This window comes from Mycobacterium sp. IS-1590 (genome assembly GCF_001500025.1).
In the GTDB taxonomy this organism is placed as follows: Bacteria; Actinomycetota; Actinomycetes; order Mycobacteriales; family Mycobacteriaceae; genus Mycobacterium.
This window is the reverse complement of record NZ_LQIW01000048.1, coordinates 188,675-212,455: the sequence shown is the minus strand read 5'-3', so window position 1 is coordinate 212,455 and position 23,781 is coordinate 188,675. Positions and strand designations below refer to the sequence as shown.

The following is a 23,781-nucleotide window of genomic DNA, read 5'->3' as shown; positions in this document are numbered from 1 at the left end:
AACTCTCGGAGGAAGAACTGACATGCGCCTTGGCGTGATGATCGGGGCCGAACGCGGCGACATGGCGCGCAAGGTCAACAAGCTGGTCTCCGATATCGAGTGGGCCGAATCCGCGGGGATGGACACCGCATGGATGCCGCAGGTGCCCAACGACTTCGACTGTCTGACCATGGTCGCGTTGATGGCCGCGCACACCTCGAAGATCGAGCTCGGCACCGCGGTGGTGCCGCTGCAGGCGCAGCACCCGATCGCGCTCGCGCGTCAGGCGCTGTCGGTGCACGCGGTGGCCGGCGGTCGGCTCGCGCTCGGGGTGGGACCGTCGCACCACTGGATCGTGCGCGACATGCTCGGCATCCCCTATGAGAAGCCGGCCGCATACACCCGCGACTATCTCGAGGTGCTCAACGCCGCACTCGCCGGCCCCGGTGACGTTGACGTCGAGAACGACACCTTCACCGTGCACAACCCGACCGTCCTCGGAGCGGAGAACCCGCTGCCGGTGTTGGTGGCCGCGCTGGGCCCGGTGATGCTGCAGATCGCGGGGGAACGCGCCGACGGCACCGTGCTGTGGATGGCCGACGAGAAGGCCATCGGCGAGCACATCGCGCCCAAGATCAACAAGGCTGCCGCGGAGGCGGGCAGGCCCGCACCGCGCATTGTCGCCGGAATTCCGGTGTGCCTCTGCGCGAATACGGAGATCGAGACCGCGAAGGAGCGGGCGAACCGCATCCTCGCCGAGGCCGAGACGTCACCGAACTATCAGCGACTGCTGGACCGCGGCGATGCGCGTGACGTGGGGGACCTGTGCGCCGCCGGGGACGAGGAGGCGATCCTGGCGCGTTTCCGGCGGTTCGCCGACGCGGGTGTCACCGACCTGTCGGTGCGTCTGCTGCCGATCGGTGACAATCGCGACGAACTCATCGCGTCGAAGTACCGGACGCGCGAGGTGATCGCCGAATTGGCGAAGCAGGTGCGGTGAACGGCCCGCTGGCCGGTATCCGCGTCATCGAGGTCGGCGTCATGCTGGCCGGTCCATACGCCACGATGCTGTTGGCGGACCTCGGCGCGGAGGTCATCAAGGTCGAGCCCCCGGGTGGTGAGATCTCGCGTCAGGTCGGCGACAGCTACTTCGCCAGCCTCAACCGCAACAAGAAGAGCGTCGTCCTCGACCTGCGGTCGGAGGGCGGCCGACGGCGGCTGGGCGAACTCGTCGCGGATTCCCATGCGCTGCTGGTGAACATGAAGCCGTCGGCGATCAAGAAGCTCGGTCTGACGTATGACTCGCTCAAGCGGTTCAACGAGCGCATCGTCTGTGTGGCGATGACGGGATTCGGGCTCGAGGGTGGCGATGATCCCGCGTTCGACTACGTCATCCAGGCGGCAACGGGCGTCGCGGCCATGACCGGACATCCGGACGAACCCCCGACCTTGCCGGGATACTCCTCGGCCGACAACTCGACCGGGCTGGCCGCCGCACTCGGGCTGCTGGCGCAGATCGTGTCGGGCCGTGGTGGTCAGGTCGACGTGTCCCTGCGGGATGTGATGTTCTCGCAACTGAACTACCGCGCGTCGGCGTACCTGAACGACGGTGCGGCGCCGTTGCGGTATCCGTTCGGGGCGCACTCGTATTACGTTCCGGCACAACTGTTCGCGACGGCGGACGGCTATCTGGCGCTGTTCATCACCCATGATGGGTTCTGGCGGGCGTTCTCGAACGAAGCGGGCATCGAGGGCTTTCCGACGATGGCCGAACGGGCAGACAAGCGCGACGAGGTGCTCGCGGTGGTGGCCGCGGCGTTGGCCACCGACACCGCTGCGAGTTGGGAGTCCCGGTTACGTCCGCTGGGAATTCCCGTCGCCGCGGTGCGCACATTGCCCGAAGCGTTGGAGCAGACACCTGAGGTGGTCATCACCGCGGGGGATTTCCGGTTGGTGCGCAGCCCGATTCAGGTCGTCGGCTATGAGCCCGAATACCGGCCGGCGCCCCGCGTCGACGAGCACGGCGATATCGCGGCTCAGTCGTCGTAAGTCACGCTGATCGTGTCGGTCTCTGGGATCGCTTGGCAGGTGAGGATGTATCCCTCGGCCACCTCGTCCTCGTCTAGAGCGTCGTTGATGCGCATCGTGGCGCGGCCCTCGGTCAGTTTGCCCATGCAGGTGCCGCAGTTGCCGGCCTCGCACGAGAAGGGTGGCGACAGTCCGGCTCGCCTGGCGCTTTCGAGAAGTGTCTCGTTGGCGACGCGTGCCACCGCTACTTTTTTGCGGTCGAGCACGATCGTCACCTGTCCGCCGCCCTGTGCCGGCTGGTCAGGCGTCGGATCTGCCGTCATCAATAACACTCCTGGCATATCGGTTCTAACTGGGCGAGAATACGATTCTCGTTTAATGATACGCTATTCTCAAAGCGAGATCCGGCTCGGTTGACACTAGTGAGGACAGAGTGTGAGTGAGGCGATCGCGCTCGCCTTCGAGCAGCGCGAATACACGCTGTCGCAGCTGGATGCGCTGGCCGCCGGCATGGCGGCCACCTTGGAACGGCGCGGTGTGCACGCGGGGGACCGGGTCGCGCTGATGTCGTCCAACCGCCCCGAGTTCGTCGTCGCGCTGCGCGCTGTCTGGCAACTGGGGGCCTCCGCGGTACTGCTCAGCCCCGCGTGGAGGCGCACGGAGATCGAACATGCGTTGGCGCTGACCCGGCCGACGCACGCGGTCGGTGATCACCCTGTGCTCGCTGAACTCATGCCGATGCTCTCCCTCGACGATCCGATCGAGCCGGGGCGACGCGAGGTCCGCGCACCTGACCCGCAGACCGACGCGTTGTTCGTATTCAGTTCGGGCACCACCGGAATGCCGAAGGCGGTGCGTCATACGCATGCGGCGTTCGGTGTCGCGGTGCGGCACTGGCGCGAGGCGCTGCAGCTGTCGTCGTCGGACCGCATGCAGATCATGACACCGCCGTCGCACATCCTGGGCCTGCTCAACATCGTGATGGCGCTCGACACCGGTACATGGATCCGACTGCACCGGCGCTTCGACATCGAGCTCATGCTGCGGCACATCGAAAGCGATGGAATCACCATCGAGATGGCCGTGGCGCCAATCGCCTTGGCGCTCGCGGCGCATCCCGATCTGGAGTCCTACGACCTCTCGTCGCTGCGCTACATCATGTGGTGCGCGACCCCGGTCACGGCGAGCGTCGCCGACGCCGTGACCGCCAGGACCGGGGTGAAGTGGGTGACGGCATACGGTGCGAGTGAGCTGCCGGTGATCTCGTGCAACGACACCGAGGGCAGCCACCTGGACACCGTGGGCCGGCCGGTACCGGGCGTGCACGTGCGGGTGGTGTCATTGGACACCGGCGCGGTCCTCGGCACGGGCGAGGCCGGCGAGATCGAGGTCCAGTCGGATTCGGTGATGACAGGCTACCTGCCCGAGTCTGCGACCGCGGGAGCATTCCACGACGGCTGGTACCGCACCGGCGACGTCGGCTTTCTCGACGACGACGGGTGGCTCCGCATCACCGACCGGTCGAAGGAAATGATCAAGGTGCGCGGATTTCAGGTCGCGCCCGCGGAGGTCGAGGCCGTTCTGCACGGGCACCCGCAGGTCGAGGACTGTGCGGTGTTCGGAGTGCCCGATTCGGTCAACGGGGAGGCGATCATCGGGGCCGTGAAGGTGAATGCGTCTGTGCCGGAGGATGATCTGGTGTCGTGGGTGGGGCAGCGGTTGGCATCGTACAAGCGGCCCAGCCGGGTCCTCGTCGTGCCCGAGATCCCGCGCCTGCCGTCGGGCAAGGTGCTGCGTCGAGTGTTGAAGGAGCGTCTGTGGACGTCCGTCTGACCGGTGAACAACAACAGTTGAAGGCCGCCGCCGCGAGCCTGGCCGATGACCTCGGTCTTGGATCGGTGGCCGACCTCGAGGACGCCAACCGGCTCGCTCGTTTGGAGAAGGCGGTGGACGCCACCGGCTTTCGCACACTTCGCTCGGACGGGGCGTCGGGTGTCGAGGTCGCGATCGTGGCCGAGGAGTTCGCCAGAAGGCTCGTCGACGTGCCCTTCATCGGGCCGGTGCTCGCCGACGACCTTCGGATGCGAGGCGGCGGTGAGCCGGTTGCGGCAGAGGCGGCGGATTCGATTGACCTGACGAAAAGCCTTGCCGGTGTGGTCGAGTCGCCTACCGAGCTGGACGGCCTGTCCGAGGAGGACGCGGGCCGGTGGCGGGCGCTGGCGCTGACGGTGACGTGCGCCGACCTGGTCGGGGCGGCCAGGGGAGCGCAGGATCTGGCCGTCGAATACGCCAAGGTGCGTGAGCAGTACGGTTCGACGATCGGCTCCTATCAGGCGGTCGGGCATCTGCTGGCCGAGAGTCTTGCCCTGATCGAGGGTTCGGTCAGCGTGCTGCGGCACGCCGCGTGGGCGGTCGACGAGTTGCCGGCCGCCGAGGCGATCGAGGCGGCGCGGGTCGCCAAGATCTATTGTGCTCGCTCAGCTTTGACCGTCTGTGAAACCTCGATTCAGGTGCACGGCGGCATCGGTAACACCTGGGAGTGCCTGGCCCACGTCTATCTGCGCCGGGTGCTGGCCGCCACCGAGACGTGGCCCGTGAAGTTGGAGGAGCTGTCCATTGGACTTTCGTGACTCACCGGAGGAAGCCGCGTTCCGCGAGCGTCTGCGCGGTTGGCTGAGCGAGCAGAAGGGCAAGTTCCCGACGTCGGGCGACGAGTACTGGGCCGCCCAGGGCGCGTGGCACCAGGCGCTGTATGAGGCCGGGTTCTTCGGCACGTCGTGGCCGAAAGAGTATGGCGGACAGGATCTGCCGCCGGTGTACGACGTGATCGTCGACGAGGAGATCGCCAAAGCCGGAGCGCCGGCGCGGCCGAGCCTGGGCTACCTGGTCGTCGGGCTGTCGCATCACGGCAGCGAGGAGCTGCGGCAGCGCTTCCTGCCCGGCATGATCAACGGCACCGAGCGGTGGTGCCAGGGCTTTTCCGAGCCGGGCGCGGGATCCGATCTGGCGTCGCTCACGACGACGGCGACCCAGTGCGGTGACGACCCCGACACTTACGTCATCCACGGTCACAAGATCTGGACCAGCTATTCCGACGTGGCCGATTGGTGTCTGCTGCTGGCCCGCACGGACAAGGACGTCCCCAAGCACAAGGGCATCTCGGCGTTCATCGTGCCGATGCACCAACCGGGGATCGAACAGCGACCGCTGAAGATGATCAGCGGCGTCACCAAGGAGTTCGGCCAGGTACTGTTCGACGGGGCCCGGGTGCCCGCGGAGAACATGGTCGGCGCGCCGGGTGAGGGCTGGAAGTTGGCGATGACCGTGGTCAGCCATGAGCGGGAGCCGTCGACACTGGGCTTCTCGGCCCGTTACGGGAAGCTGGTGCGCCAGTTGGCATCTCGTGTAGAAGGTCCGCCTCCCGACGAGCTGGCGTGGGCGTGGGTGCAGACCGAGATGCTGCGGCTGCACGTGCGCAGGCGGCTGTCCGAGCAACTCGACGGGATCACGCACGGCCCGCAGGGCTCGCTCGACAAGTTGCTGATGACCTGGACCGAGCAGTCGGTCGGGCACGCCGCGCTGGCCACCGTCGGCACCGGTGATCCCGAGTTGTTCGGCGCCTACATGTACAGCCGCGCGCAGAGCGTGATGGGTGGTACCTCGCAGATTCAGAAGAACATCATCGCTTCGCGCATTCTCGGATTAGGAGTTTGAGTTGTACGACCTACCACCGGAGATCGACGTTCAGGCCGACGGCGCTCTGCGCATCATCACGCTGAACCGGCCGGAGTCCTTGAATTCGGTCAACGACGACCTGCACTGCGGGCTCGCCTGGTTGTGGCCGCGGCTGGCCGAGGATCGGGAGGCTCGCGCGGCGGTGATCACCGGTGCGGGACGGGCATTTTCGGCCGGCGGCGACTTCGGTTACCTCGAGGAGCTGCGCCAGGACGCCGACCTGCGCGCAAAGACGATCCTGCACGGCCGCGAGATCGTGCTGGGCATGGCGCGCTGCCGGATTCCGGTGGTGGCCGCCGTCAACGGTCCTGCGATGGGCCTGGGCTGCAGCCTGGTGGCGTTGTCCGACATCGTCTACATCAAAGATGATGCCTACCTTGCCGATCCACACGTTCAGGTCGGGTTGGTCGCCGCCGACGGTGGGCCGTTGGTGTGGCCGCTGGAGATGAGCTTGCTGCACGCCAAGGAATACGCGCTGACCGGTGCGCGGATTTCGGCCCAGCGCGCCGCCGAGCTGGGGTTGGCGAACCACGTCGTCGAAGATCCGCTGAGCGAGGCGATCGCCTGCGCGAAGAAGATCATGGAGCTGCCGCGCCAGGCGGTCGAAAGCACCAAGAGGCTGTTGAACATTCACCTCGAGCGCTCGGTGCTGGCGGTGCTCGACTACGCCAACACCGCAGAGGAGCAGTCGTTCAAGACCGACGACTTCCGTGAGATCGTCACCCGGCTGAACGCCAAGAAAAAGTAGCGCACACTCAGTTTGGCGCGAGCGTGCGTGTCTGCTGCGCGACACGCCGCTCGCGCGCGCCGCTATGCGCACCCTCGTGTGATTGCGAGTGTGCGCAACCTGTCAAACCCGACCGGTATCCGAAACGCACGGCCTCGTATGGCCCGTACTGAGCACACCTGCCAGATGCAAACGCGCACCGTCGCGATGGCGCGACGGTGCGCGAACTGCTGCAAATCCGCGGCGTGTCGTGTGCAGACACGCACGCTCGCGGAACAGGGAATTACTTGGGTGGGAAGCGGAGAGCTCCGTCGAGGCGGATGATCTCGCCGTTGAGATAGTCGTTCTCGACAATGCTCTGCGCCAACTGCGCGTACTCGGTCGACCGGCCCATCCGCTTGGGGAACGGCACCTGCGGGCCCCAGTACTGCTCGAGTTGGTCGGCGGCCTGTCCATACGCCGGGGTGTTGATCGTGCCGGGCGCGATGGTGACCACGCGAATGCCGAGCGGCGAGAGGTCGCGGGCCGCATTCAGCGTCATGCCGATCACGCCGCCCTTGGCCGCGGCATACGGCAGCTGGCCGATCTGACCTTCGTAACCGGCGATCGACGCGGTGTTGATGATCACGCCGCGGGCGCCCTCGTCGAGCGGTTCGGACTTCGCGATCGCGGCGGCCGCCAGTCGCATCACGTTGAAGACCGCCGTCAGGTAGAACTCGATCGTCGTCTTGAAGCCGTCGAGGTCCAGCGGGGAGCCGTCCTTGCCGATGAGCCGGCCACCGCTGGCCGGACCGCCGTGGGTGTCCACCGAGATCCGCAGGGGAGCCAGCGCGGTGGCCTCGGCGATCGCCGCGTTGACCGAGTCTTCCGAGGTCGCATCGGTACGGACGTAGCGAACGCCCAGTTCGCTCTCCAGTTTCTTGCCCTTGTCGTCGGCCATGTCCGCAACGACGACCTTGGCTCCCGCGCCGTGCAGACGCCGCACGGTCGCTTCGCCGAGCCCGCCGGCGCCACCGACCACGATTGCCGAGCTACCCGCGATCTGCATATGGTTCCCCTTCTTGCAACTGGCACTCTCGGCTTGAGAGAATAGCATTCTCATACGTCGAGACGGAGATACCTATGCCTGAAGCCGTGATCGTTTCTGCCCTGCGCACCCCCATCGGCACCGCGATGAAGGGCACGTTGCGAGACACTGACGCCTACGAAATGGCCGAGCATGTGGTCGGCGCGGCGGCCGGTGAGGTGGACGGACTGGCCATCGACGACGTCATCCTCGGCGAGGGGCTCTACGGCGGTGGGGTGATCGCCCGCCATGCCGCGATCACCGCGGGCCTCACCTCGGTGCCCGGGCTGTCGAACAACCGGCATTGCGCCGCCGGGCAGGCCGCGGTGCAGAGCGCCGCCGCCAGTATCCGCGCGGGCATGGATCAAGTGGTGATCGCCGGTGGCGTCAACTCCGCCTCCACGACGCCTCGCTTCACCCGCCGCGCCAGCAGCGCGAAAGACGCCGCGATGCTCGACTGGTTTCCCCCGACGCACCCCGACCGCGCCGACGCGCCGAACATGGACATGTCGATCACCGTCGGCTGGAACGCCGCCGTGCGCGCGGGCGTGAGCCGCGAGGAGATGGACGAGTGGGCGCTGGGCTCGCACCGCAAGGCGATCCGGGCGATCGACGAGGGCCGCTTCAAGGACGAGATCGTTCCGATCGAGACGCCCTACGGGCAGTTCGACACCGACGAGCATCCCCGTCGCGACACGAGCATCGAGAAGCTCGCCGCGCTCAAGCCGCTGCATCCCGAGATCGAGGGCTTCTCCATCACCGCAGGCAACGCCTGCGGAGCCAACGACGGCGCCGCCGTGCTGACCCTGGCCAGCGACCGGCTCGGGCTGCCGTCGCTGGGCACCGTCAAGGCGTGGGCGTCGGTCGGCGTCGATCCCGCCTTCACCGGGCTGGCACCCGTCGAAGCGATCCCCAAAGCCCTCAAGCGCGCCGGTATTTCGCTCGCCGACGTCGACCTGTTCGAAATCAATGAGGCCTTCGCGGCGATGTGCGTGGCGACCGTCAAACTGCTCGACATCGACCCCGACCGCGTCAATGTCAGTGGAAGCGGCTGCTCGCTGGGGCATCCGGTGGCGGCCACCGGCGCGCGCATGCTCGTCACGCTCGTTCACGAATTGCGCAGGCGCGGCGGCGGAATCGGCGTCGCCGCCATGTGCGCGGGCGGCGGCATGGGATCGGCCACGGTCATCGAGGTGGCCTGAGCCGCCCGGCGGCGACATCAGCAGATAATCCGTAGACTGCCACACGATGACCAGCTCAGACCGTCTTGCCGAACTCATCGAGGCGGCGCGCAACGGATCGGCCCGCGCGACCGGCCGATTGCTCAGCATCGTCGAAAGCCCCCGGCGCAGCGAACTTCTCGACGCGCTGGGGTCCGTCGATGCGCCCCGGGTCGTGGGAGTGACCGGGCCGCCGGGTGCGGGGAAATCGACGACGGTCGGTGCGCTCGTCGGCGCGTACCGGGAGCGGGGCGAGCGGGTTGCGGTGTTGGCGGTCGACCCGTCGTCGCCGTACAGCGGGGGAGCGCTGCTCGGCGACCGGATCCGGATGGCCGCCCACATCAACGATCCCGACGTGCTGATCCGGTCCGTCGCGGCGCGCGGGCATCTCGGCGGGTTGGCCGCTGCGGTGCCCGCGGCAATCCGTGTTCTGGCGGCGCTGTCCTACGGGCTGGTGGTGCTGGAGACCGTCGGGGTCGGTCAGTCGGAGATCGAGATCGCCGCGGTCGCCGATCCAACCGTCGTCATCCTCAATCCCGGCGCAGGTGATGCCGTGCAGGCGGCCAAGGCCGGGTTGCTGGAAGTGGCCGACATCGTGGTGGTGAACAAGGCCGACCGCGAGGGCGCCGACCAGACCGTGCGCGACCTTCGTGCGGAGACCATGGCGCCGGTGCTGAAACTGGTTGCGGCCCAGGGCGACGGCCTACCTGAACTCGTCGACGCGATCGAGGCGCATCACCGTTCCGACAGCCCGCAACGACGCGCCGCGCGGGCCAGGGCGCAGATCTTGTCGCTGGCGCAGACGCTGCTGCGCACACACCCGGAACTCGACCGGCTGGCCGCCGCCGTCGCCGAGGGCGCCGACGACCCCTACACCGCCGCCGAGCGTCTCTTCGCCGTACGGGAGGGCCCCTGAGCCCGCTCGGGTAGGTCGAGCAATCGGCGGGACATCCGAATCAATTGAGCGCGAAGCGTTTCGGCGTCGATATCGGAAACCAGTGGGTGCATGACGGCCACGCTGATCGCGCTCGACAGCACCGCGGCGTGCAGCCGGGCCTCCGGGCCCGCGTGCGTGCCCAGCAGCGCGGCATACAGGCGTTCGATGAATCGCTGGAACGGCTCGTAATCGGCCTGGAGTCGAAGGATCACCGGATCGAACTGCAGCGCACTGACGACTCCGCGCCGTTCGACGGCCTGGTCTATCATCTCCTCGAGCAGGATCTCCCGTGACTTGAGGCCGTGGCCGGCCGCCTCGGCAACCTCGAGCGCGTCCTCGAGACGGCCCATCTCCCGTTCGGTGATCGCGATGACGATCTCTTCCTTCGTCTTGAACTGGCGGTACACCGCGGCCTTGGTCACCCCGATGGAATCGGCGATCATCTGCAGGGAGGTACCGCTGACGCCGTGTTCGGCGATCAATGCCAGCGCGGCGTCCAAGACCCTGGTCTGCGCAGCGGTGCGGGTGATCGCACTGAATCTCTGCTCTGCCGTGGCCATGACGTCGAGGGTAGCCCAGCATTGACCGCTAGGTTGCCGATCGGCTACCGTTCGAGTAGCCGATCGGCAACCTACTTTGGAGCGCACATGAGACGAACTGATGGCGAGTTGATCATGCTGTGGGCCCTGCCCGCCATGGTGATCATCTGGGCGTCCGCGTTCTTCCTGTTTCCCGGTTTCCTGCATCCGATGTCGCCGACGATGTCCGCCGACGAGGTCGCGGCTTTCTACCGCGACGAGACGGCCCGGATTCGGTACAGCATGATTTTGTTCAACTGGTTCGGGGTCGGTTTGATCCCGACGGTGATTCTGCTGGCGATGCAAGTGCGCAAGATGGCACACCGCACGCCGATCCTGACCTACTGCCTGATCGCCTGCGCGGGCGGTCCGCCGACGCTGTTTCTGATCGCCAACATGTTCTGGCTGTTGGGGTCCTTCCGGCCCGAACGTTCCCCCGAACTCACCCAACTGCTCAACGATCTGGCCTGGGTCACGTTCACCGTGTTGGTGCCCTATCTGATCGCCCAATGCCTGGTGCTGGCCCTGGCGATCTATTGGGATCGTCAGGACAAGCCGGTCTTCCGGTCGTGGGTGGCGCACTTCAATCTGCTCATCGCCGTCGCCCTGATGCCGGCGGCGTTCGGGGCGGTGACCTTCGAGGGCCCGTTGGCGTGGGACGGCGTGCTGTCCTTCTGGGTCAAGAACATCGCGATCGCCGTCTGGATCGTGGTGATGGGAGTGGTTCTGGCCCAGAATATCCGCCGCCAACGCGCCGAAGTCGTGGTCGCCGCATGAGCGCGCTGAGCGCAGAACCGGTGGCGGCGCCCGATCCGCCCAACGATTCCCGGCTGGGTCGCCTGGTCTGGAACTTCCGCTACCACCCCAAGCGTGAGCTGTGGTTCGCGTGGTGGGTGATGGTGATCTTCTACCAGTTGTACGGCGTGCTGTTCTTCCTCGTCACGCGGGTGCAACCGCCGCCGAGCCCCGACTGGGACACGCCGTTGATCGTGCAGTGGTTCGCCGACCGCCACCTGGGCCTGCTCACCGGATTCGGCGTCGTGTTCCTCATCTCGGGTATGTGCGCACCGATGAATGCTCTTCTCGCATACTCGATGTGGCGGATGTCGGTGAGTCGCGTCTTCGCCTATTCGTACCTGATCATGTATTCGCTCGCCGCCCTGCCCGGCATGCTGGTGATGGCCATCGCGATGACCGTCGGAGCGCTCCGGCCGGATCGTGACCCCGAATTGATCCTGTGGATGTATGACTTCGCATTCCTGTCGTTCAGCGGAACGATGGGGGTGTTCCTGGTCGGTTCGGTGGTCTGGCTGGTGGCGATCCTGCTCGACAAGAACAACGTGTTCCCGAAGTGGTTCGCGTACCTGGGGCTGTGCAACGCGCTGACCGAAGTCGTCGTCGCACCGGCCTGGATCTTTCAACGCGGCGCATTCGCGTGGAACGGTGCGATCGCATGGTGGATCAACATGGTCGTGTTCATCCTCTACACCGCGGCGTTCATCATGTTGTTGCGCAAGATGATCGAACGCGAGGATTTCGGTACCGGACCGCTGCCTGAGCTACCGCCGAAAGGTGTAACCGAACCCTCGGCCTCGGTGGGGGCGGTGCGATGACCGACGTCGTCACCGGTGAGTCGAAACGACTCGACGACGAGCCGCAACGGCGCGTGCCCGGCCAGCCGGACATGTGGTTGTTCGTGTTGTTCGAGGCCATGCTGTTCACCGGCTACTTCTCCGTCTACCTGGCGCTGCGCACGCAGAACGCCGATCTCTTCCTGCAATCTCAGGCAGACCTGGACCTGCGGATCGGAGTTTTCAACACCGTTGTGCTGCTCACGAGTTCGTGGGCGATCGCGGGGTGTGTCCGTGCCGCGCGCGCGGGTTCATACCGCTCGGCGATGACCTACGCCTATGTGACCGCTGGTCTCGGCGTGACGTTCGTGATCTCGAAAGTCGTCGAGTGGATCCTGGAGATCCGCATGGGGAACACGTTCACCAGCGACGAGTTCTTCCAGCACTACTTCTTTCTCACGTCATTGCACTGCATCCACGTCCTGATCGGATTCATCGTGTTGGGCGTCATCGTCTACCAACTGCGGAGCCCGGCGCGACGCTCGCAGGAGCTTGTAGAAACCGGGGCAACGTACTGGCACACGGTCGATTTCCTGTGGGTGCTGATTTTCGCGATGCTCTACGTGGTGAGGTGATCGGTGACCAACGCCTTGAACAAGAGACTGGTGATCGCCTGGGCGATCCTGACGTTGTTGACCTTGGTCTACGTCTGGCTGGACGAGGCGGTCGACCAGAACGGCACGCTGAAGGCCAGCACCGTGGTCACCGTCAGCGCGATCGTCATCTCTTTGATCAAGGTGCGCATCATCTTCCGGGAATTCATGGAAGTGCGTCATGCCCCCGTCTGGCTGTGCCGCCTGACCGACGGCTGGGTGGTCCTCGTCGCCACGTGTCTGCTGAGCAGTTACTTCATCGGAATGGCGGTGGCCTAGCCGCGGGCTGAATGCGTCGTCCTGCCGGCGCTGAAGCGGGCCCGGCGAACTAGATGCGCGCGGAGGCCGCACGCCCCGCGCGGTAACCGAACACCATTGCGGGACCGATCGTTCCACCGGCACCGCCGTAGGCCTTGCCGGTGGCCCCGGCCATCGCATTGCCCGCGGCGAACAAACCCGGGATCGCCGATCCGTTGACGTGCAGCACGCGGCCGTCGCCGTCGGTGCGGGGGCCGCCCTTGGTGCCCATCGCACCGATCGACACCGGCACGGCGTAATAGGGCGGCGTATCGATCGGGCCGAGGGTGCGGCCGGCGGGCGTCGGCGCCTTATCGTCGCCCCAGTAGCCGTCATAGGCGCTCGCGCCGCGCTCGAACTCCGGATCGCGGTCATGGGCGACGCTGTCGTTCCAGGACCGCAGTGTGCGAGCCAACCCGTCGGGGTCGATACCGGTCTTCTCGCCGAGCTCCGTCAGGTCTTTCGACGGCGAGAACCATTCCGGCGCAGGGCCATCCGGTTTGATGCCGAGGAAGCCGTACTTCTTCAGGTGTAGCGAGTCGAAGACGATCCACGCCGGGTCGTTGGCATACCCGAGCTTGGGGTCGAGGTAGTGGAACGGCCCCGCCATCGAGTTGTACTCGCCGGCCTCGTTGAGGAACCGCTTGCCCGCGCGGTTGACGATGATGCTGCGTGGTCGGGTTCGTTCCAGCCGGACGCTGCGGCTGCGCGGCCGGCCGGCGAACGTGTCGCCGGGAAGCTGCACGATCGGCACCCACCACGCCTCGCCCATGTTGGCCAGATCGGCGCCGTGCGCCATCGCCATTCGCAGGCCGTCACCTGTGTTGTTGGGCGGTGAGACGGGTCCGCGCATCGGGCCTCGCAGGTACGCCTCGACCAGCTTGCGGTCCCACTCGAACCCGCCGGTTCCCAGGATCACTCCTCGACGCGCCCGCACGGTGAAGTCGTTGCCGTCTTGCGAGATTCGCACGCCGGTGATGCCGAGGGGGTCGGCGAGCAGTTCGACCGCGCGCGCGTTGGTTCGCGGTGTCACGCCGAGGTTCAGCAGCCCCTTCAGCAGACCGGCGATGAGGGCCGTGCCCGCGACGCAGTAATCGCCGGACTCATCGTCGACCGAGGCGTGGATGCGCGCGCGGGTCTCGGCGTCGATGCCGACGTTGCTGAAATCCGCAGGGAACGATGTGATTTTGTCGCGCCACTCACCGAGCTGGCTCAGGTCGAAAGGCTTGGCGTTGAGCGAACGCCCGCCGGACGGTCGCCCCCCGGGCAGCTCGGGCTTGTAGTCGGGGAACCCCTCGGCGACCTCGAAACGCAGATCACTGTGTGCCTCGACAAAATCGAGCATCTCGGGACCGGTGCGCACGAACGTCTCGACGAGGTCGTCGTCCATGTATCCCAGCGATTGGGCGCGCAGGTAGGCCATCGCATCATCGACGGAAAGCTCGCCGTCTGCGGCCCGCTCGTGTGCCGGGATCCAGATGATGCCACCGGATACCGCTGTCGTCCCGCCCACGGTCGCGGCCTTTTCGTAGATCTCGACCGAAGCGCCGTTGGCCGCGGCGGTGAGTGCCGCGGTCAGACCGGCCCCGCCGCTACCGAGTACGACCACGTCGACGTCATGATCCCAGTCCGTCACGTGCTGCTCCTTCCGGCTGGAGTGCCCTTAGTTGAGGATCGCGGACAACTCGTCGGCCGCCCTGATGACCGCGTCTCGGCCGCGCGTCAGGACGTCCTCGCGATGCGAGATGAGGTTGATGCAGGTTGGCGGCGCCGGTGGCCGTCGGCGCACCGGGACCGCGAGGCCGTACGTGTTCGGTTCGATCTCGCCGTGAGTGATCACCCACCCCTGCTCCCGGGTCAGCGGCACCAGATCACGTTCGCCGGGGCGCGGCGGCATGCTTGCCAACAGCGCGATGCCCGCGGCGCCCCGGTCCAGCGGATAACGGCTGCCCTCATGAAAGGACAGCTGATAAAAGACGTTGGTCGGCACGACGACGGCGATCGCCACCTGCTGATCACCCTCGGCGACGAGGAGGGACACCGTGCTGGCGAGTTCGTCGGCGAGCCCCCGCAGGGTGGGCAAGCTCAACTGGCGCACGTTGTTGTCGAACGACGCCCCGAGCACCGCGAGCGCCGCCGCCGAGCGGTAGCGACCGTCCTCGCCCTTGGCCACCAACCGGAATTGCGACAGCGTCGACAACAACCGATAGGCGATGGTCCGGTGCACACCGATGTCGTCGGCGACCTGCTGAGCGGTGAGGCCGGAAGGGGAGCTGGCCACCAGCTGCAAGGCGGCCAAACCCCTTGCCAGCGTCTGCGAGCCCGGCGCCCCGTTGGGTACGACACTGATCGGCTCCGTCCCCTGCTGGGCTCCGCCCTCCGAACGCATGGGGTCCCTTCCTCGACTTCCCTTGACATCACGCTGTCGCGAGAGTGATGCTCTGACTATAGTGCACGTGGGTGTGCGATAAATGAGCAGAGTGCTTACAAAATACGAGAATTCGATTCTCGCGGTCAAGAGAGGGTAAGCGTGTCTGAGCCGGATTCGCTGGTGGCTTCCGTGGCGGATGAACAGGCCGCGTCAGCGGAGTTCGAGAGCGTCTGGAGCGATCTACAGGGCGTTCCGTTCTCTCAGGGCTACCTCGACGCCGGTGGAACCCGCACCCGATACCTGCACGCCGGTGACTCCGATAAGCCGGTGCTCGTCTTCCTGCACGGCTCCGGTGGGCATGCGGAGGCGTACGTGCGCAACCTGGAGGCGCACGCCGAACACTTCTCGGTCTGGTCGATCGACATGCTCGGCCACGGCTACACCGACAAACCGGGGCATCCGCTCGAAGTCCGCCACTATGTGGACCACCTGCTGGCGGTCCTCGACGCGGTCGGGGCCGACCGCGCCCACATCAGCGGCGAGTCGCTCGGTGGATGGGTCGCCGCTCGATTCGCGGTCGACCACCCCGATCGGCTGGACCGGCTGGTGCTCAACACGGCGGGCGGCTCGCAGGCCGATCCCGAGGTGATGAAGCGGATCATCACCTTGTCCATGGCCGCCGCCGAGAACCCGACCTGGGAGACGGTCCAGGCCCGCATCAAATGGCTGATGGCCGACAAATCAAAGGATTACGACGACATCGTCGCGAGCAGGCAGCGGGTCTACCGGCAACCCGGGTTCGTCGCGGCCATGCGCGACATCATGGCGTTGCAGGACCCGGAGATCCGCGCACGCAATCTCCTCGGGCCCAACGAGTACGGCTCGATCACCGCGCCGACCCTGGTGGTGTGGACCAGTGACGATCCCACGGCCGACGTGGCCGAGGGGCAACGCATCGCCTCGATGATCCCGGGTGCGCGCTTCGAGGTGATGCCCGGATGCGGTCACTGGCCCCAGTACGAGGATCCCAAATCGTTCAATCGCCTGCACCTGGACTTCCTGTTGGGGCGGTTATGACGACGACGGACGTCGACGTCGTCGTTGTCGGCGCAGGCCCTTCGGGTCTGACGCTGGCCAACATCCTTGGGCTGCACCGGGTTCGGACACTGGTCGTCGAGGAGCGCGACACACTCATCGACTACCCCCGCGGTGTCGGTCTCGACGACGAGGCACTGCGAACCTTCCAGTCGATCGGCCTGGTCGACCGGGTGTTGCCGCACACCGTGCCCAACCAGATCCTGAGATTCTTCGACGCCAACCGGCGGCTGCTCGCCGAGATGGCGCCACCGGACGCCCGGTTCGGCTGGCCCAAACGCAACGGCTTCGTACAGCCGATGGTCGATGCCGAATTGTTCGGCGGCTTGGACCGATTCGACCACGTGGAGGTCCGGTTCGGGTGCCGGATGGAGGCGTGCGCCGAAACCGAGGACGCGGTGACGGTCCACTTCGCCGGCGACAAGCCGTCGGTCACGGCCCGATACGTCATCGGGTGCGACGGCGGCCGCAGCGCCACCCGCCGGTTGATGGGGGTGTCGTTCGACGGCACCACATCGTCGACCCGCTGGTTGGTGGTCGACGTTGCCAACGACCCGCTCGGCCATCCGAACAGCGAGGTGGGCGCCGACCCGGCGCGCCCCTATGTGTCGATCTCGATCGCCCATGGCATCCGCCGCTTCGAATTCCTGATCCATCCTCACGAGACCGATGCGGAAGCAGACGATCCGGCGTTCGTCAGAAGAATGTTGGCGCAACGAGTCCCGTATCCCGAGCAGGTCGACATGATCAGGCATCGGGTCTACACGCACCACTCCCGCATCGCCGGTTCATTCCGCAAGGGCCGGATGCTGCTGGCCGGTGACGCCGCGCATCTGATGCCGGTGTGGCAGGGGCAGGGATACAACAGCGGTATTCGCGACGCAGCCAACCTGGGCTGGAAACTCGCCGCGGTGGTGACCGGGCAGGCCGATGACGCCCTGCTGGACACCTACGACGTCGAGCGCCGCAAACATGCCCGCGCCATGATCGACCTGTCCACCATGGTCGGCCGCGTGATCTCGCCGACCAACCGCAGGGTCGCCGCATTGCGCGACCGGGTCATCCACGCCGCGTCCGTGGTGCCGTCGCTGAAGCGCTACGTGCTCGAGATGCGTTTCAAGCCGATGCCGCGCTATCAACAAGGCGCCGTGGTCCATTCCGAGCCGGGTGCCGGTGCGGCAGGGGCGGTCTCGCCGACGGGCACGTTGTTCATCCAGCCGCGCGTCGACACCCGCGCCGAACAGAACGTGTTGCTCGACGATGTGCTCGGACCGGGATTTGCGGTGCTGTGCTGGAGCAACAACCTGCGAGCGATTCTCGGCGACAACGCGTTCCACCGGTGGAAGGCGTTGGGTGCGGAGTTCATCGAGGCGCGACCGATGACACAGCTGCACTGGCCTGGCCACGACGACGACGAGGTGACGGTGGTCGGTGACAGAACCGGTGCGCTCAAGGCGTGGTTCGACACCTACACCGACTCGGTGCTGTTCCTTCGCCCCGATCGCTGCATCGCCGGCGCCTGCATCGCCCAGCGTGCCGCCGAACTCAGCGAATCGCTCTTCGACGTTCTCTGTCTGACCCAGGGAGGAGGCTCCGGTTCTCATGGGCACACTGGCCCTGTGCTGCACGTCGCACAGCCCGCTACTGAACCTTCCGGGACCGTCACGGGATCTCCTTGACGACATCGAGGCGGCGATTTCGGACGCACGGCGGTTCGTCACCGCCTACGACCCCGACCTCGTCGTCATCTTCTCCCCGGACCACTACAACGGGTTCTTCTACCGGACGATGCCGCCGTTCTGCATCGGTACGGCCGCCCAGGGCGTCGGTGACTACGGCTCGCATGCCGGTCCGTTGAATGTGCCCGAGGACGTCGCGACCGACTGCGCCCGAGCGGTTCTCGAATCAGGGATCGACGTGGCGATCTCGGCGAGTATGGACGTCGACCACGGAACGGTCCAGCCACTGCAGAGCCTGTTCGGGGATGCGACGTCGGTGCCGGTGATCCCGGTCTTCATCAACTCGGTGGCCACCCCGCTCGGCCCGGTGCGCCGGGTGCGCGTTCTCGGAGCGGCGCTCGGCACCTTCCTCGCGACCCTCGACAAGCGTGTGCTCGTCGTGGGATCCGGTGGACTGTCTCACGATCCGCCGGTGCCCACGCTGGCCACCGCGCCCCCCGCCGCACTGGAGCGGATCGTGCACGGCATGCCGATGACCCCCGAGCAGCGGCAGGCCCGGCAGGTCGCGGTGATGGAGGCCGCCCAGGCATTCGCGCATGGCGAGAGCCCGTTGCAGCCGCTGAACCCGGACTGGGACGCGGCTTTTCTGGAGCTGGTCGACAACAACCGACTCGCCGAGGTGGACGGCTGGTCCAACGACTGGATCGAACGCGAAGCCGGCCATTCGGCACACGAAGTACGCACGTGGATCGCGGCTTTCGCCGCGCTTGCCGCGCACGGTCCCTACCGCACCGAACAGCGGTTCTACCGGGCGGCACCGGAATTGATCGCAGGGTTCGCAATCAGGACGGCGGTTCTGGATGTCTGACAGCAAGTTCGACCACACCGTCGATGTGCTCGTCGTCGGCTCAGGTGGCGGCGGAATGATCGCGGCACTGGCCGCCGACGCGTTCGGTCTGGACACGCTCATCGTCGAGAAGTCGGCGCACTTCGGCGGGTCCACCGCGCTGTCGGGTGGCGGTATCTGGGTGCCCGGCGCACCGGCGCAGCGCAAGGCGGGCTACGTGCCGGATCCCGACGGTGTCGTGGAGTACCTACGCCAGATCACCGGCGGCCTGGTGAGCGACGCGCGCCTGCGCCAGTACGTCGACACCGCTCCAGAGATGATGGAGTTCCTCGAAAAGCGCAGCCCGTGGTTCGAATTCGTGTGGAAGCCCGGCTACGCGGACTACTACCCGGAGCTGCCCGGAGGATCCGCACAGGGCAGCACCATCAACGTACCCGCCATCGACTTGCGCAAGCTGGGCGACGAGGAGCAACACCTGCTGCAGCCGCTGGCGCTGGCTCCGAAGGGAATCTGGTTCGCACCCAAAGACCTTCGGCTGTTCTACCAGGTCCGCCAGAACTGGCGCGGCAAGGCGGTTCTCGTCAAGCTGATCTGGCGGATGTTTCGAGCCCGCGTCCTCGGCGACCGGATGGCGGCCATCGGCCAATCGCTGGCCGCTCGCATGCGGCTGGCGCTCAAACAACACAACGTCCCGCTGTGGCTCAACTCGCCGATGAGCGAACTGATCACCGATGTCGACGGAGCGGTGATCGGGGCGGTGGTCGAGCGCGACGGCCGCCAGCAGCGCATCGAGGCCCGGCACGGTGTGATCCTTGCCGCGGGCGGCTTCGACCACGACATGCAGTGGCGCAGACAGCACCTCCCGCTGCTCGAAAAGGACTGGAGCTTCGGCAATCCCGCGTCCATGGGTGATGCCATCCGGGCGGGGGAGAAGGTGGGCGGCTCGACCGACCTGCTTGATGAGGCCTGGTGGTTTCCCGCGATCTGTTGGCCCGACGGGCGGTTGCAGTTCATGCTCAACGAACGCATGATGCCGTCGCAGTTCGTCGTGAACGGCGAGGGGAAGCGGTTCATCAACGAGGCCGCCCCCTACATGGACTTCGCGCACGCGATGATCGAGGGGCAGAACCGCGGGGTCACCCACATTCCGTGCTGGCTGATCACCGACATCCGGTCCTTCCACCGGTACGTGGTCGCCGGGCATCTGCCAATTCCGAAAATCCCGTTCGCGCCCGTGCCGACCGGCTGGAAGGTGCCCAAGGCGTGGCTGGAATCCGGTGTCGTACACGAGGCAAGCAGCTTCGAGGAGCTCGCCGGCAAGATCGGTGTTCCGCCGGCCCAACTGCGCCAGACCGCCGAGCGGTTCAACGAACTGGCGCGCAACGGGCACGACGACGACTTCAACCGCGGCGACTCTGCCTATGACAACTACTACGGGGACCCCACGCTGCCGAACCCGAACCTGCATCCGTTGGGTAAGCCGCCGTACTACGCCTTCCAGATCATCCTCGGCGACCTGGGCACCTCCGGGGGTCTGCGCACCGACGAGTACGCCCGGGTGCTGCGCGCCGACGACGGCGTGATCGAGGGCCTCTACGCGGTCGGCAACACGTCGGCCGCGGTGATGGGCCGCAGTTACGCGGGCGCCGGCGCCACCATCGGCCCGGCGATGACCTTCGGCTATGTCGCGGCCAAGCACATCGCCGAACAGCTGTCCGGCTCTGGAATTCAGACCGGCACTAGTACCGATTCGACACTCGATACACATCGGAAGGTAACGAAATGAAGATCTCGCTGTTCTACGAATTCCCACTGCCGCGGCCGTGGAGCGAAGACGACGAGCACAAGCTTTTCCAGGACGGTCTCGACGAGGTGGAGCTCGCCGACAAGGCCGGCTTCTCCACGGTGTGGCTGACCGAGCACCACTTCCTGGAGGAGTACTGCCACTCCACCGCACCCGAGATCTTCCTGTCCGCGGCGAGCCAGCGGACCGAAAACATCCGCCTGGGCTTCGGCATCATGCACCTACCGCCGGTCGTCAACCACCCGGCCCGCGTCGCCGAACGGGTTGCGACACTGGACCTGATCTCCAACGGGCGCGTGGAGTTCGGCACCGGCGAGTCGTCGTCGGTCGGCGAGCTGGGCGGTTTCGGTGTTGACCCCGCCGACAAACGCGCGATGTGGGAAGAGGCGCTGGAAGTTTCGATCCGCTGTATGACCGAGGAGCCGTTCACCGGTTTCAAGGGAGAGCACATCGAGATGCCGCCGCGCAACGTCGTGCCCAAACCGCTGCAGAAGCCGCATCCGCCCGTCTGGGTGGCGTGCACCCGGCCCGCGTCGGTGGCCATGGCGGCCCAGAAGGGCCTCGGCGCACTGAGTTTCGCCTACACAGGCCCGGGTCCTCTGACGGAGCGGGTGAACGGCTACTACAAGGAGTTCGAGGAGAACGGCGCGCCGGTCACTCCGCAGATGAACCCGAACATCCTGGCCATCGGCGGTGACCTGTCGATGATGGTGGCCCCCACCGACGAACAGGCCATCGAACGGCTCGGCAAGGGCGGCGGCTTCTTCGCGTTCGGCATCATGCACTACTACATGACCGGTATGCACACGCCGGGCCGTACCGGGGTGTGGAAGCGCCACCTCGAAGAGATCGAGAAGGACCCGAGCATCGTCTACGGTCCCGACCGCGGCCCGATCGGCAGCCCGGAAACCGTGCGCAACTTCCTGCGCGGCTACGAGGAAAGCGGTGTCGATGAGCTGATCTTGCTGCTGACCCCGCGCAGGCACGAAGAGACGATGGAGTCCATCGAGCTGATGGGCAAGGAGGTGCTGCCCGAGTTCATCGAACGCGACGAGAAGGCGCGCGCGGAGAAAGCCAAACGACTCGAGCCGATCATCGAGAAGGTCGAAGCGCGGCGGCAGCCGTCGCAGGCTCCGGTCTTCGACGAGAGCTATGCGTTCGGCGGACTGCCTACGGGCCGCCAGAACTACACGGCCAACGAGGTGTCGCTGGCGATGGACGAGATGAACGCCGGTATCGAGGCGGCGGCCGCCAAACTCAAGTCAGGAGAAGGATGGGCCAGCCGCAACCCCGATGCGGACGCCAAGAGCGCCCAGTGACGGGCGCCGGCCAGAGATGAGTCATGGGCGCAACTGACGAACTGTGGCGTTACGACGGGCGTCGTGTGGTCGTCACCGGATGTGCCTCGGGCATCGGTGCCCACGTCGCCCGTCAGGTCGCCGACCTCGGCGGCGAGGTGATCGGACTCGACATCAAACCGCCGACCACGTCGTTCGGCGAGTTCGTCGAACTCGACCTGTCGGATCAGGGGTCGATCGAGCGGGCGACCGACGCCGTCGGCGAGCCGGTCGACGCGCTGTTCAACGTCGCCGGGGTGTCGTCGGGGATCAAGGACCCGCTGCGGGTCGTGACGATCAACTTCCTGGGCACCCGGCGGTTCACCGAGGCGCTGGTACCACGGATGCGCGCCGGGTCAGCGATCGCGAACGTGTCATCGCTTGCCGCATCGGCATACCGCGAGAATGCGCCGGTCACCGCGGGCCTGGTCGACACCGACTCGGTCGAGGCGGGCATCGAGTGGTGTCGACGCAATCCGGAGGCGCTGGCCGACGGCGGCGGTTACCGGTTGTCCAAGGAGGCGATCATCCTCTACGGCATGGCGCAGGTGAGCGCATTGGGCGCCAGGGGGATTCGCATCAACTGCACCGCACCCGGGGTCACCGACACACCGATCCTCGACCAGTTGCGCAGCGCCTACGGGCAGGAGTTCCTCGACTCCTTCCGAACACCGCTGGGCCGGGCCGCGCAACCGCAGGAGCAGGCCAGCGTCCTGACCTTCCTCAACAGCGGGGCGGCCAGTTATCTGACCGGCCAGGTGATCTGGGTGGACGGCGGCACCACGGGAGAGACGGACCTCGCGGGATCGGTTCGGCGGCGGTGAAGTGAAAGTCGGTACGGTGAAAGGCAATCCATGGCCAGCATGAGCGAGTTCCGTCGCGTCGCCGACGACGTGCGCAACTGGGGCCGCTGGGGTGACGACGACGAGTTGGGCACGCTGAACTTCATCACGCCCGACAAGGTGGCCGAAGCCGCCTCACTCGTGAAGAAGGGGACGGTGATCCCGCTCGGGGGCGACTTCGGATCGAACGGCCCGCAGGGCGCGTTCCAGTTCCGGCCCAACCCCACCCATGTGATGACGGTGGACGGCGGCGACGCGAACACCTTGGCGCAGTACGGTCCCCAGTGGCTGCGCAACTCGGTGGCTCACCAGGTCAGCGAGTTCTTCGTGGACAACCCGTTCCGCTTCAACGACGACATGATCGTGATGCCGCTGCAGGCGGCCACGCAGTGGGACGCCATCTCGCACGTCTACTACGAGGACAAGCTGTACAACGGTTTCCCTGCGGATTCGGTGACCAGCTTCGGAGCGTTCCGACTGGGCATCGAGAAGGTCGACGTGAAGGGCATCACCTCACGGGGTGTGTTGCTCGACGTGGTCAAGCACCGCGGCGCCGAGGTCTTTCTCGAGCCCGGGAATCCCGTGACACCGGCAGAACTCGACGACATCGCCAAAGCCCAGGGCGTGACGATCACCCCCGGGGACATCGTCGTCGTGCACACCGGGTGGTGGACGCGGTTCCTGTCGACCGGCGACGGCGCCGAGCCGGGTTCCGGGTTGGACTGGACGTGTGCTCGATGGCTGCACGACCACGACGTCGCCGCGGTCGCCGCCGACAATCTCATGGTCGAGGATCCCGATCCGGCCAACGGAGTGGAGGGCACGTTCCTGCCCATGCACATGATCTGCCTGCGCGACATGGGCCTGATGTTCGGCGAGTACTGGGACCTCACCGGCCTGGCGGCCGACTGTGCCGCCGACGGTGTCTACGAGTTCCAGTTGATCGCACCACCGTTGAAAGTCGTTGGCGCGGTGGGCGCACCCGTCAGCCCGATCGCAATCAAGTAGTGGGTGA

24 protein-coding genes are annotated in these 23,781 nt (G+C 66.4%); 19 read left to right on the top strand and 5 right to left on the bottom strand.

Translation table 11 applies throughout. The annotated features are described in order from the left end of the window. The first annotated feature begins 22 nt into the window (after nucleotides 1–22). Together AU197_RS22035 and AU197_RS22030 are read left to right on the top strand one after the other, a co-directional pair. Nucleotides 23–979 (top strand): LLM class F420-dependent oxidoreductase, encoded by a 957-nt coding sequence (locus AU197_RS22035; RefSeq protein WP_064405434.1) that lies wholly within the window; start codon nucleotides 23–25, stop codon nucleotides 977–979. Further along, the gene (locus AU197_RS22030; protein WP_082696800.1) at nucleotides 976–2,028 is read left to right on the top strand and encodes a CaiB/BaiF CoA transferase family protein; all 1,053 of its coding nucleotides are present in this window, start codon (nucleotides 976–978) and stop codon (nucleotides 2,026–2,028) included. The genes AU197_RS22035 and AU197_RS22030 overlap by 4 nt, the downstream gene beginning before the upstream one ends. Here the strand turns inward: AU197_RS22030 and AU197_RS22025 are convergent. Further along, the gene (locus tag AU197_RS22025; protein WP_064405432.1) at nucleotides 2,016–2,330 is read right to left on the bottom strand and encodes a 2Fe-2S iron-sulfur cluster-binding protein; all 315 of its coding nucleotides are present in this window, start codon (nucleotides 2,328–2,330) and stop codon (nucleotides 2,016–2,018) included. The two genes, AU197_RS22030 and AU197_RS22025, sit on opposite strands and share 13 nt — an antisense overlap. Nucleotides 2,331–2,442: 112 nt before the next feature. On the opposite strand from AU197_RS22025, the gene AU197_RS22020 reads away from it, so the two are divergent. The 4 genes from AU197_RS22020 to AU197_RS22005 are packed head-to-tail and all read left to right on the top strand — an operon-like array spanning nucleotide 2,443 to nucleotide 6,490. Beyond that, a complete protein-coding gene (locus AU197_RS22020; RefSeq protein ID WP_064405429.1) occupies nucleotides 2,443–3,840 on the top strand; it encodes a class I adenylate-forming enzyme family protein in 1,398 nt (465 codons plus the stop codon). Beyond that, nucleotides 3,825–4,637, top strand: a complete 813-nt coding sequence (locus AU197_RS22015) for an acyl-CoA dehydrogenase family protein (protein WP_064405427.1) — start codon at nucleotides 3,825–3,827, stop codon at nucleotides 4,635–4,637. The genes AU197_RS22020 and AU197_RS22015 overlap by 16 nt, the downstream gene beginning before the upstream one ends. Then, complete coding sequence (locus AU197_RS22010) at nucleotides 4,624–5,721, top strand: acyl-CoA dehydrogenase family protein (RefSeq protein WP_064405425.1); 1,098 nt, start codon at nucleotides 4,624–4,626, stop codon at nucleotides 5,719–5,721. The genes AU197_RS22015 and AU197_RS22010 overlap by 14 nt, the downstream gene beginning before the upstream one ends. A 1-nt stretch (nucleotide 5,722) precedes the next feature. After that, on the top strand, nucleotides 5,723–6,490 hold the full coding sequence (locus tag AU197_RS22005) for an enoyl-CoA hydratase/isomerase family protein (RefSeq protein ID WP_064346498.1): 768 nt from the start codon (nucleotides 5,723–5,725) through the stop codon (nucleotides 6,488–6,490). Nucleotides 6,491–6,752: 262 nt separating this feature from the next. On the opposite strand, the gene AU197_RS22000 is transcribed toward AU197_RS22005, so the two are convergent. Then, nucleotides 6,753–7,517: an SDR family NAD(P)-dependent oxidoreductase gene (locus AU197_RS22000; RefSeq protein WP_064405423.1), complete on the bottom strand. Its 765-nt coding sequence runs from the start codon at nucleotides 7,515–7,517 to the stop codon at nucleotides 6,753–6,755. A 74-nt stretch (nucleotides 7,518–7,591) separates the two neighbouring features. On the opposite strand from AU197_RS22000, the gene AU197_RS21995 reads away from it, so the two are divergent. Together AU197_RS21995 and AU197_RS21990 are read left to right on the top strand one after the other, a co-directional pair. Next, nucleotides 7,592–8,737, top strand: coding sequence for a thiolase family protein (locus tag AU197_RS21995; RefSeq protein ID WP_064405421.1), 1,146 nt, complete (start codon nucleotides 7,592–7,594; stop codon nucleotides 8,735–8,737). Between the two features lie 46 nt (nucleotides 8,738–8,783). Continuing rightward, the gene (locus AU197_RS21990; protein WP_064405419.1) at nucleotides 8,784–9,671 is read left to right on the top strand and encodes an ArgK/MeaB family GTPase; all 888 of its coding nucleotides are present in this window, start codon (nucleotides 8,784–8,786) and stop codon (nucleotides 9,669–9,671) included. Here the strand turns inward: AU197_RS21990 and AU197_RS21985 are convergent. After that, entirely contained in the window at nucleotides 9,626–10,252 is a 627-nt protein-coding gene (locus AU197_RS21985) for a TetR/AcrR family transcriptional regulator (RefSeq protein ID WP_064405417.1), read from the bottom strand. The two genes, AU197_RS21990 and AU197_RS21985, sit on opposite strands and share 46 nt — an antisense overlap. Before the next feature lie 87 nt (nucleotides 10,253–10,339). Here AU197_RS21985 and AU197_RS21980 point away from each other — a divergent pair, with 87 nt between their 5' ends. Genes AU197_RS21980 through AU197_RS21965 form a run of 4 tightly spaced genes read left to right on the top strand, consistent with a single transcriptional unit; the run spans nucleotide 10,340 to nucleotide 12,773 of the window. Continuing rightward, a complete protein-coding gene (locus AU197_RS21980; protein ID WP_064405415.1) occupies nucleotides 10,340–11,047 on the top strand; it encodes a hypothetical protein in 708 nt (235 codons plus the stop codon). Next, a complete protein-coding gene (locus AU197_RS21975) occupies nucleotides 11,044–11,883 on the top strand; it encodes a hypothetical protein (RefSeq protein ID WP_064405413.1) in 840 nt (279 codons plus the stop codon). The genes AU197_RS21980 and AU197_RS21975 overlap by 4 nt, the downstream gene beginning before the upstream one ends. Then, on the top strand, nucleotides 11,880–12,476 hold the full coding sequence (locus tag AU197_RS21970) for a cytochrome c oxidase subunit 3 (protein WP_064405410.1): 597 nt from the start codon (nucleotides 11,880–11,882) through the stop codon (nucleotides 12,474–12,476). Before AU197_RS21975 ends, AU197_RS21970 begins: the two co-directional genes overlap by 4 nt. Before the next feature lie 3 nt (nucleotides 12,477–12,479). Then, nucleotides 12,480–12,773 (top strand): cytochrome C oxidase subunit IV family protein, encoded by a 294-nt coding sequence (locus AU197_RS21965; RefSeq protein WP_064405408.1) that lies wholly within the window; start codon nucleotides 12,480–12,482, stop codon nucleotides 12,771–12,773. 49 nt (nucleotides 12,774–12,822) lie between these two features. On the opposite strand, the gene AU197_RS21960 is transcribed toward AU197_RS21965, so the two are convergent. Further along, on the bottom strand, nucleotides 12,823–14,427 hold the full coding sequence (locus AU197_RS21960; RefSeq protein ID WP_064405406.1) for an FAD-dependent oxidoreductase: 1,605 nt from the start codon (nucleotides 14,425–14,427) through the stop codon (nucleotides 12,823–12,825). 27 nt (nucleotides 14,428–14,454) lie between these two features. Continuing rightward, nucleotides 14,455–15,180 carry an IclR family transcriptional regulator gene (locus tag AU197_RS21955; RefSeq protein WP_064405404.1) on the bottom strand — a complete coding sequence of 242 codons (726 nt, stop codon included), beginning with the start codon at nucleotides 15,178–15,180 and terminating at the stop codon, nucleotides 14,455–14,457. A 141-nt stretch (nucleotides 15,181–15,321) separates the two neighbouring features. Here AU197_RS21955 and AU197_RS21950 point away from each other — a divergent pair, with 141 nt between their 5' ends. The 7 genes from AU197_RS21950 to AU197_RS21920 are packed head-to-tail and all read left to right on the top strand — an operon-like array spanning nucleotide 15,322 to nucleotide 23,774. Beyond that, on the top strand, nucleotides 15,322–16,239 hold the full coding sequence (locus tag AU197_RS21950) for an alpha/beta fold hydrolase (RefSeq protein WP_231745150.1): 918 nt from the start codon (nucleotides 15,322–15,324) through the stop codon (nucleotides 16,237–16,239). Further along, a complete protein-coding gene (locus AU197_RS21945; protein WP_064405402.1) occupies nucleotides 16,236–17,936 on the top strand; it encodes a bifunctional 3-(3-hydroxy-phenyl)propionate/3-hydroxycinnamic acid hydroxylase in 1,701 nt (566 codons plus the stop codon). Before AU197_RS21950 ends, AU197_RS21945 begins: the two co-directional genes overlap by 4 nt. Beyond that, nucleotides 17,860–18,804 (top strand): 3-carboxyethylcatechol 2,3-dioxygenase, encoded by a 945-nt coding sequence (locus AU197_RS21940; protein ID WP_064405400.1) that lies wholly within the window; start codon nucleotides 17,860–17,862, stop codon nucleotides 18,802–18,804. The genes AU197_RS21945 and AU197_RS21940 overlap by 77 nt, the downstream gene beginning before the upstream one ends. Next, the gene (locus AU197_RS21935; protein WP_064405398.1) at nucleotides 18,797–20,569 is read left to right on the top strand and encodes an FAD-binding protein; all 1,773 of its coding nucleotides are present in this window, start codon (nucleotides 18,797–18,799) and stop codon (nucleotides 20,567–20,569) included. The genes AU197_RS21940 and AU197_RS21935 overlap by 8 nt, the downstream gene beginning before the upstream one ends. Next, entirely contained in the window at nucleotides 20,566–21,906 is a 1,341-nt protein-coding gene (locus tag AU197_RS21930) for an LLM class flavin-dependent oxidoreductase (protein WP_064405396.1), read from the top strand. The genes AU197_RS21935 and AU197_RS21930 overlap by 4 nt, the downstream gene beginning before the upstream one ends. 23 nt (nucleotides 21,907–21,929) lie before the next feature. Further along, nucleotides 21,930–22,748 carry a coniferyl-alcohol dehydrogenase gene (locus AU197_RS21925; RefSeq protein ID WP_064405394.1) on the top strand — a complete coding sequence of 273 codons (819 nt, stop codon included), beginning with the start codon at nucleotides 21,930–21,932 and terminating at the stop codon, nucleotides 22,746–22,748. 30 nt (nucleotides 22,749–22,778) lie between these two features. Next, the gene (locus AU197_RS21920; RefSeq protein WP_064405392.1) at nucleotides 22,779–23,774 is read left to right on the top strand and encodes a cyclase family protein; all 996 of its coding nucleotides are present in this window, start codon (nucleotides 22,779–22,781) and stop codon (nucleotides 23,772–23,774) included. The last annotated feature ends 7 nt before the right edge of the window (nucleotides 23,775–23,781 follow it).

Bases quoted from the DNA above. Each gene is read 5' to 3' on its own strand.
- AU197_RS21930 (WP_064405396.1), top strand. From the start codon at position 20,566: ATGAAGATCTCGCTGTTCTACGAATTCCCACTGCCGCGGCCGTGGAGC.
- AU197_RS21975 (WP_064405413.1), top strand. From the start codon at position 11,044: ATGAGCGCGCTGAGCGCAGAACCGGTGGCGGCGCCCGATCCGCCCAAC.
- AU197_RS21955 (WP_064405404.1), bottom strand. From the start codon at position 15,180: ATGCGTTCGGAGGGCGGAGCCCAGCAGGGGACGGAGCCGATCAGTGTC.
- AU197_RS21920 (WP_064405392.1), top strand. From the start codon at position 22,779: ATGGCCAGCATGAGCGAGTTCCGTCGCGTCGCCGACGACGTGCGCAAC.
- AU197_RS21985 (WP_064405417.1), bottom strand. From the start codon at position 10,252: ATGGCCACGGCAGAGCAGAGATTCAGTGCGATCACCCGCACCGCTGCG.
- AU197_RS21925 (WP_064405394.1), top strand. From the start codon at position 21,930: ATGGGCGCAACTGACGAACTGTGGCGTTACGACGGGCGTCGTGTGGTC.
- AU197_RS21980 (WP_064405415.1), top strand. From the start codon at position 10,340: ATGAGACGAACTGATGGCGAGTTGATCATGCTGTGGGCCCTGCCCGCC.
- AU197_RS21970 (WP_064405410.1), top strand. From the start codon at position 11,880: ATGACCGACGTCGTCACCGGTGAGTCGAAACGACTCGACGACGAGCCG.
- AU197_RS21995 (WP_064405421.1), top strand. From the start codon at position 7,592: ATGCCTGAAGCCGTGATCGTTTCTGCCCTGCGCACCCCCATCGGCACC.
- AU197_RS22025 (WP_064405432.1), bottom strand. From the start codon at position 2,330: ATGACGGCAGATCCGACGCCTGACCAGCCGGCACAGGGCGGCGGACAG.
- AU197_RS21945 (WP_064405402.1), top strand. From the start codon at position 16,236: ATGACGACGACGGACGTCGACGTCGTCGTTGTCGGCGCAGGCCCTTCG.
- AU197_RS21940 (WP_064405400.1), top strand. From the start codon at position 17,860: ATGGGCACACTGGCCCTGTGCTGCACGTCGCACAGCCCGCTACTGAAC.
- AU197_RS22000 (WP_064405423.1), bottom strand. From the start codon at position 7,517: ATGCAGATCGCGGGTAGCTCGGCAATCGTGGTCGGTGGCGCCGGCGGG.
- AU197_RS21990 (WP_064405419.1), top strand. From the start codon at position 8,784: ATGACCAGCTCAGACCGTCTTGCCGAACTCATCGAGGCGGCGCGCAAC.
- AU197_RS22035 (WP_064405434.1), top strand. From the start codon at position 23: ATGCGCCTTGGCGTGATGATCGGGGCCGAACGCGGCGACATGGCGCGC.
- AU197_RS21935 (WP_064405398.1), top strand. From the start codon at position 18,797: ATGTCTGACAGCAAGTTCGACCACACCGTCGATGTGCTCGTCGTCGGC.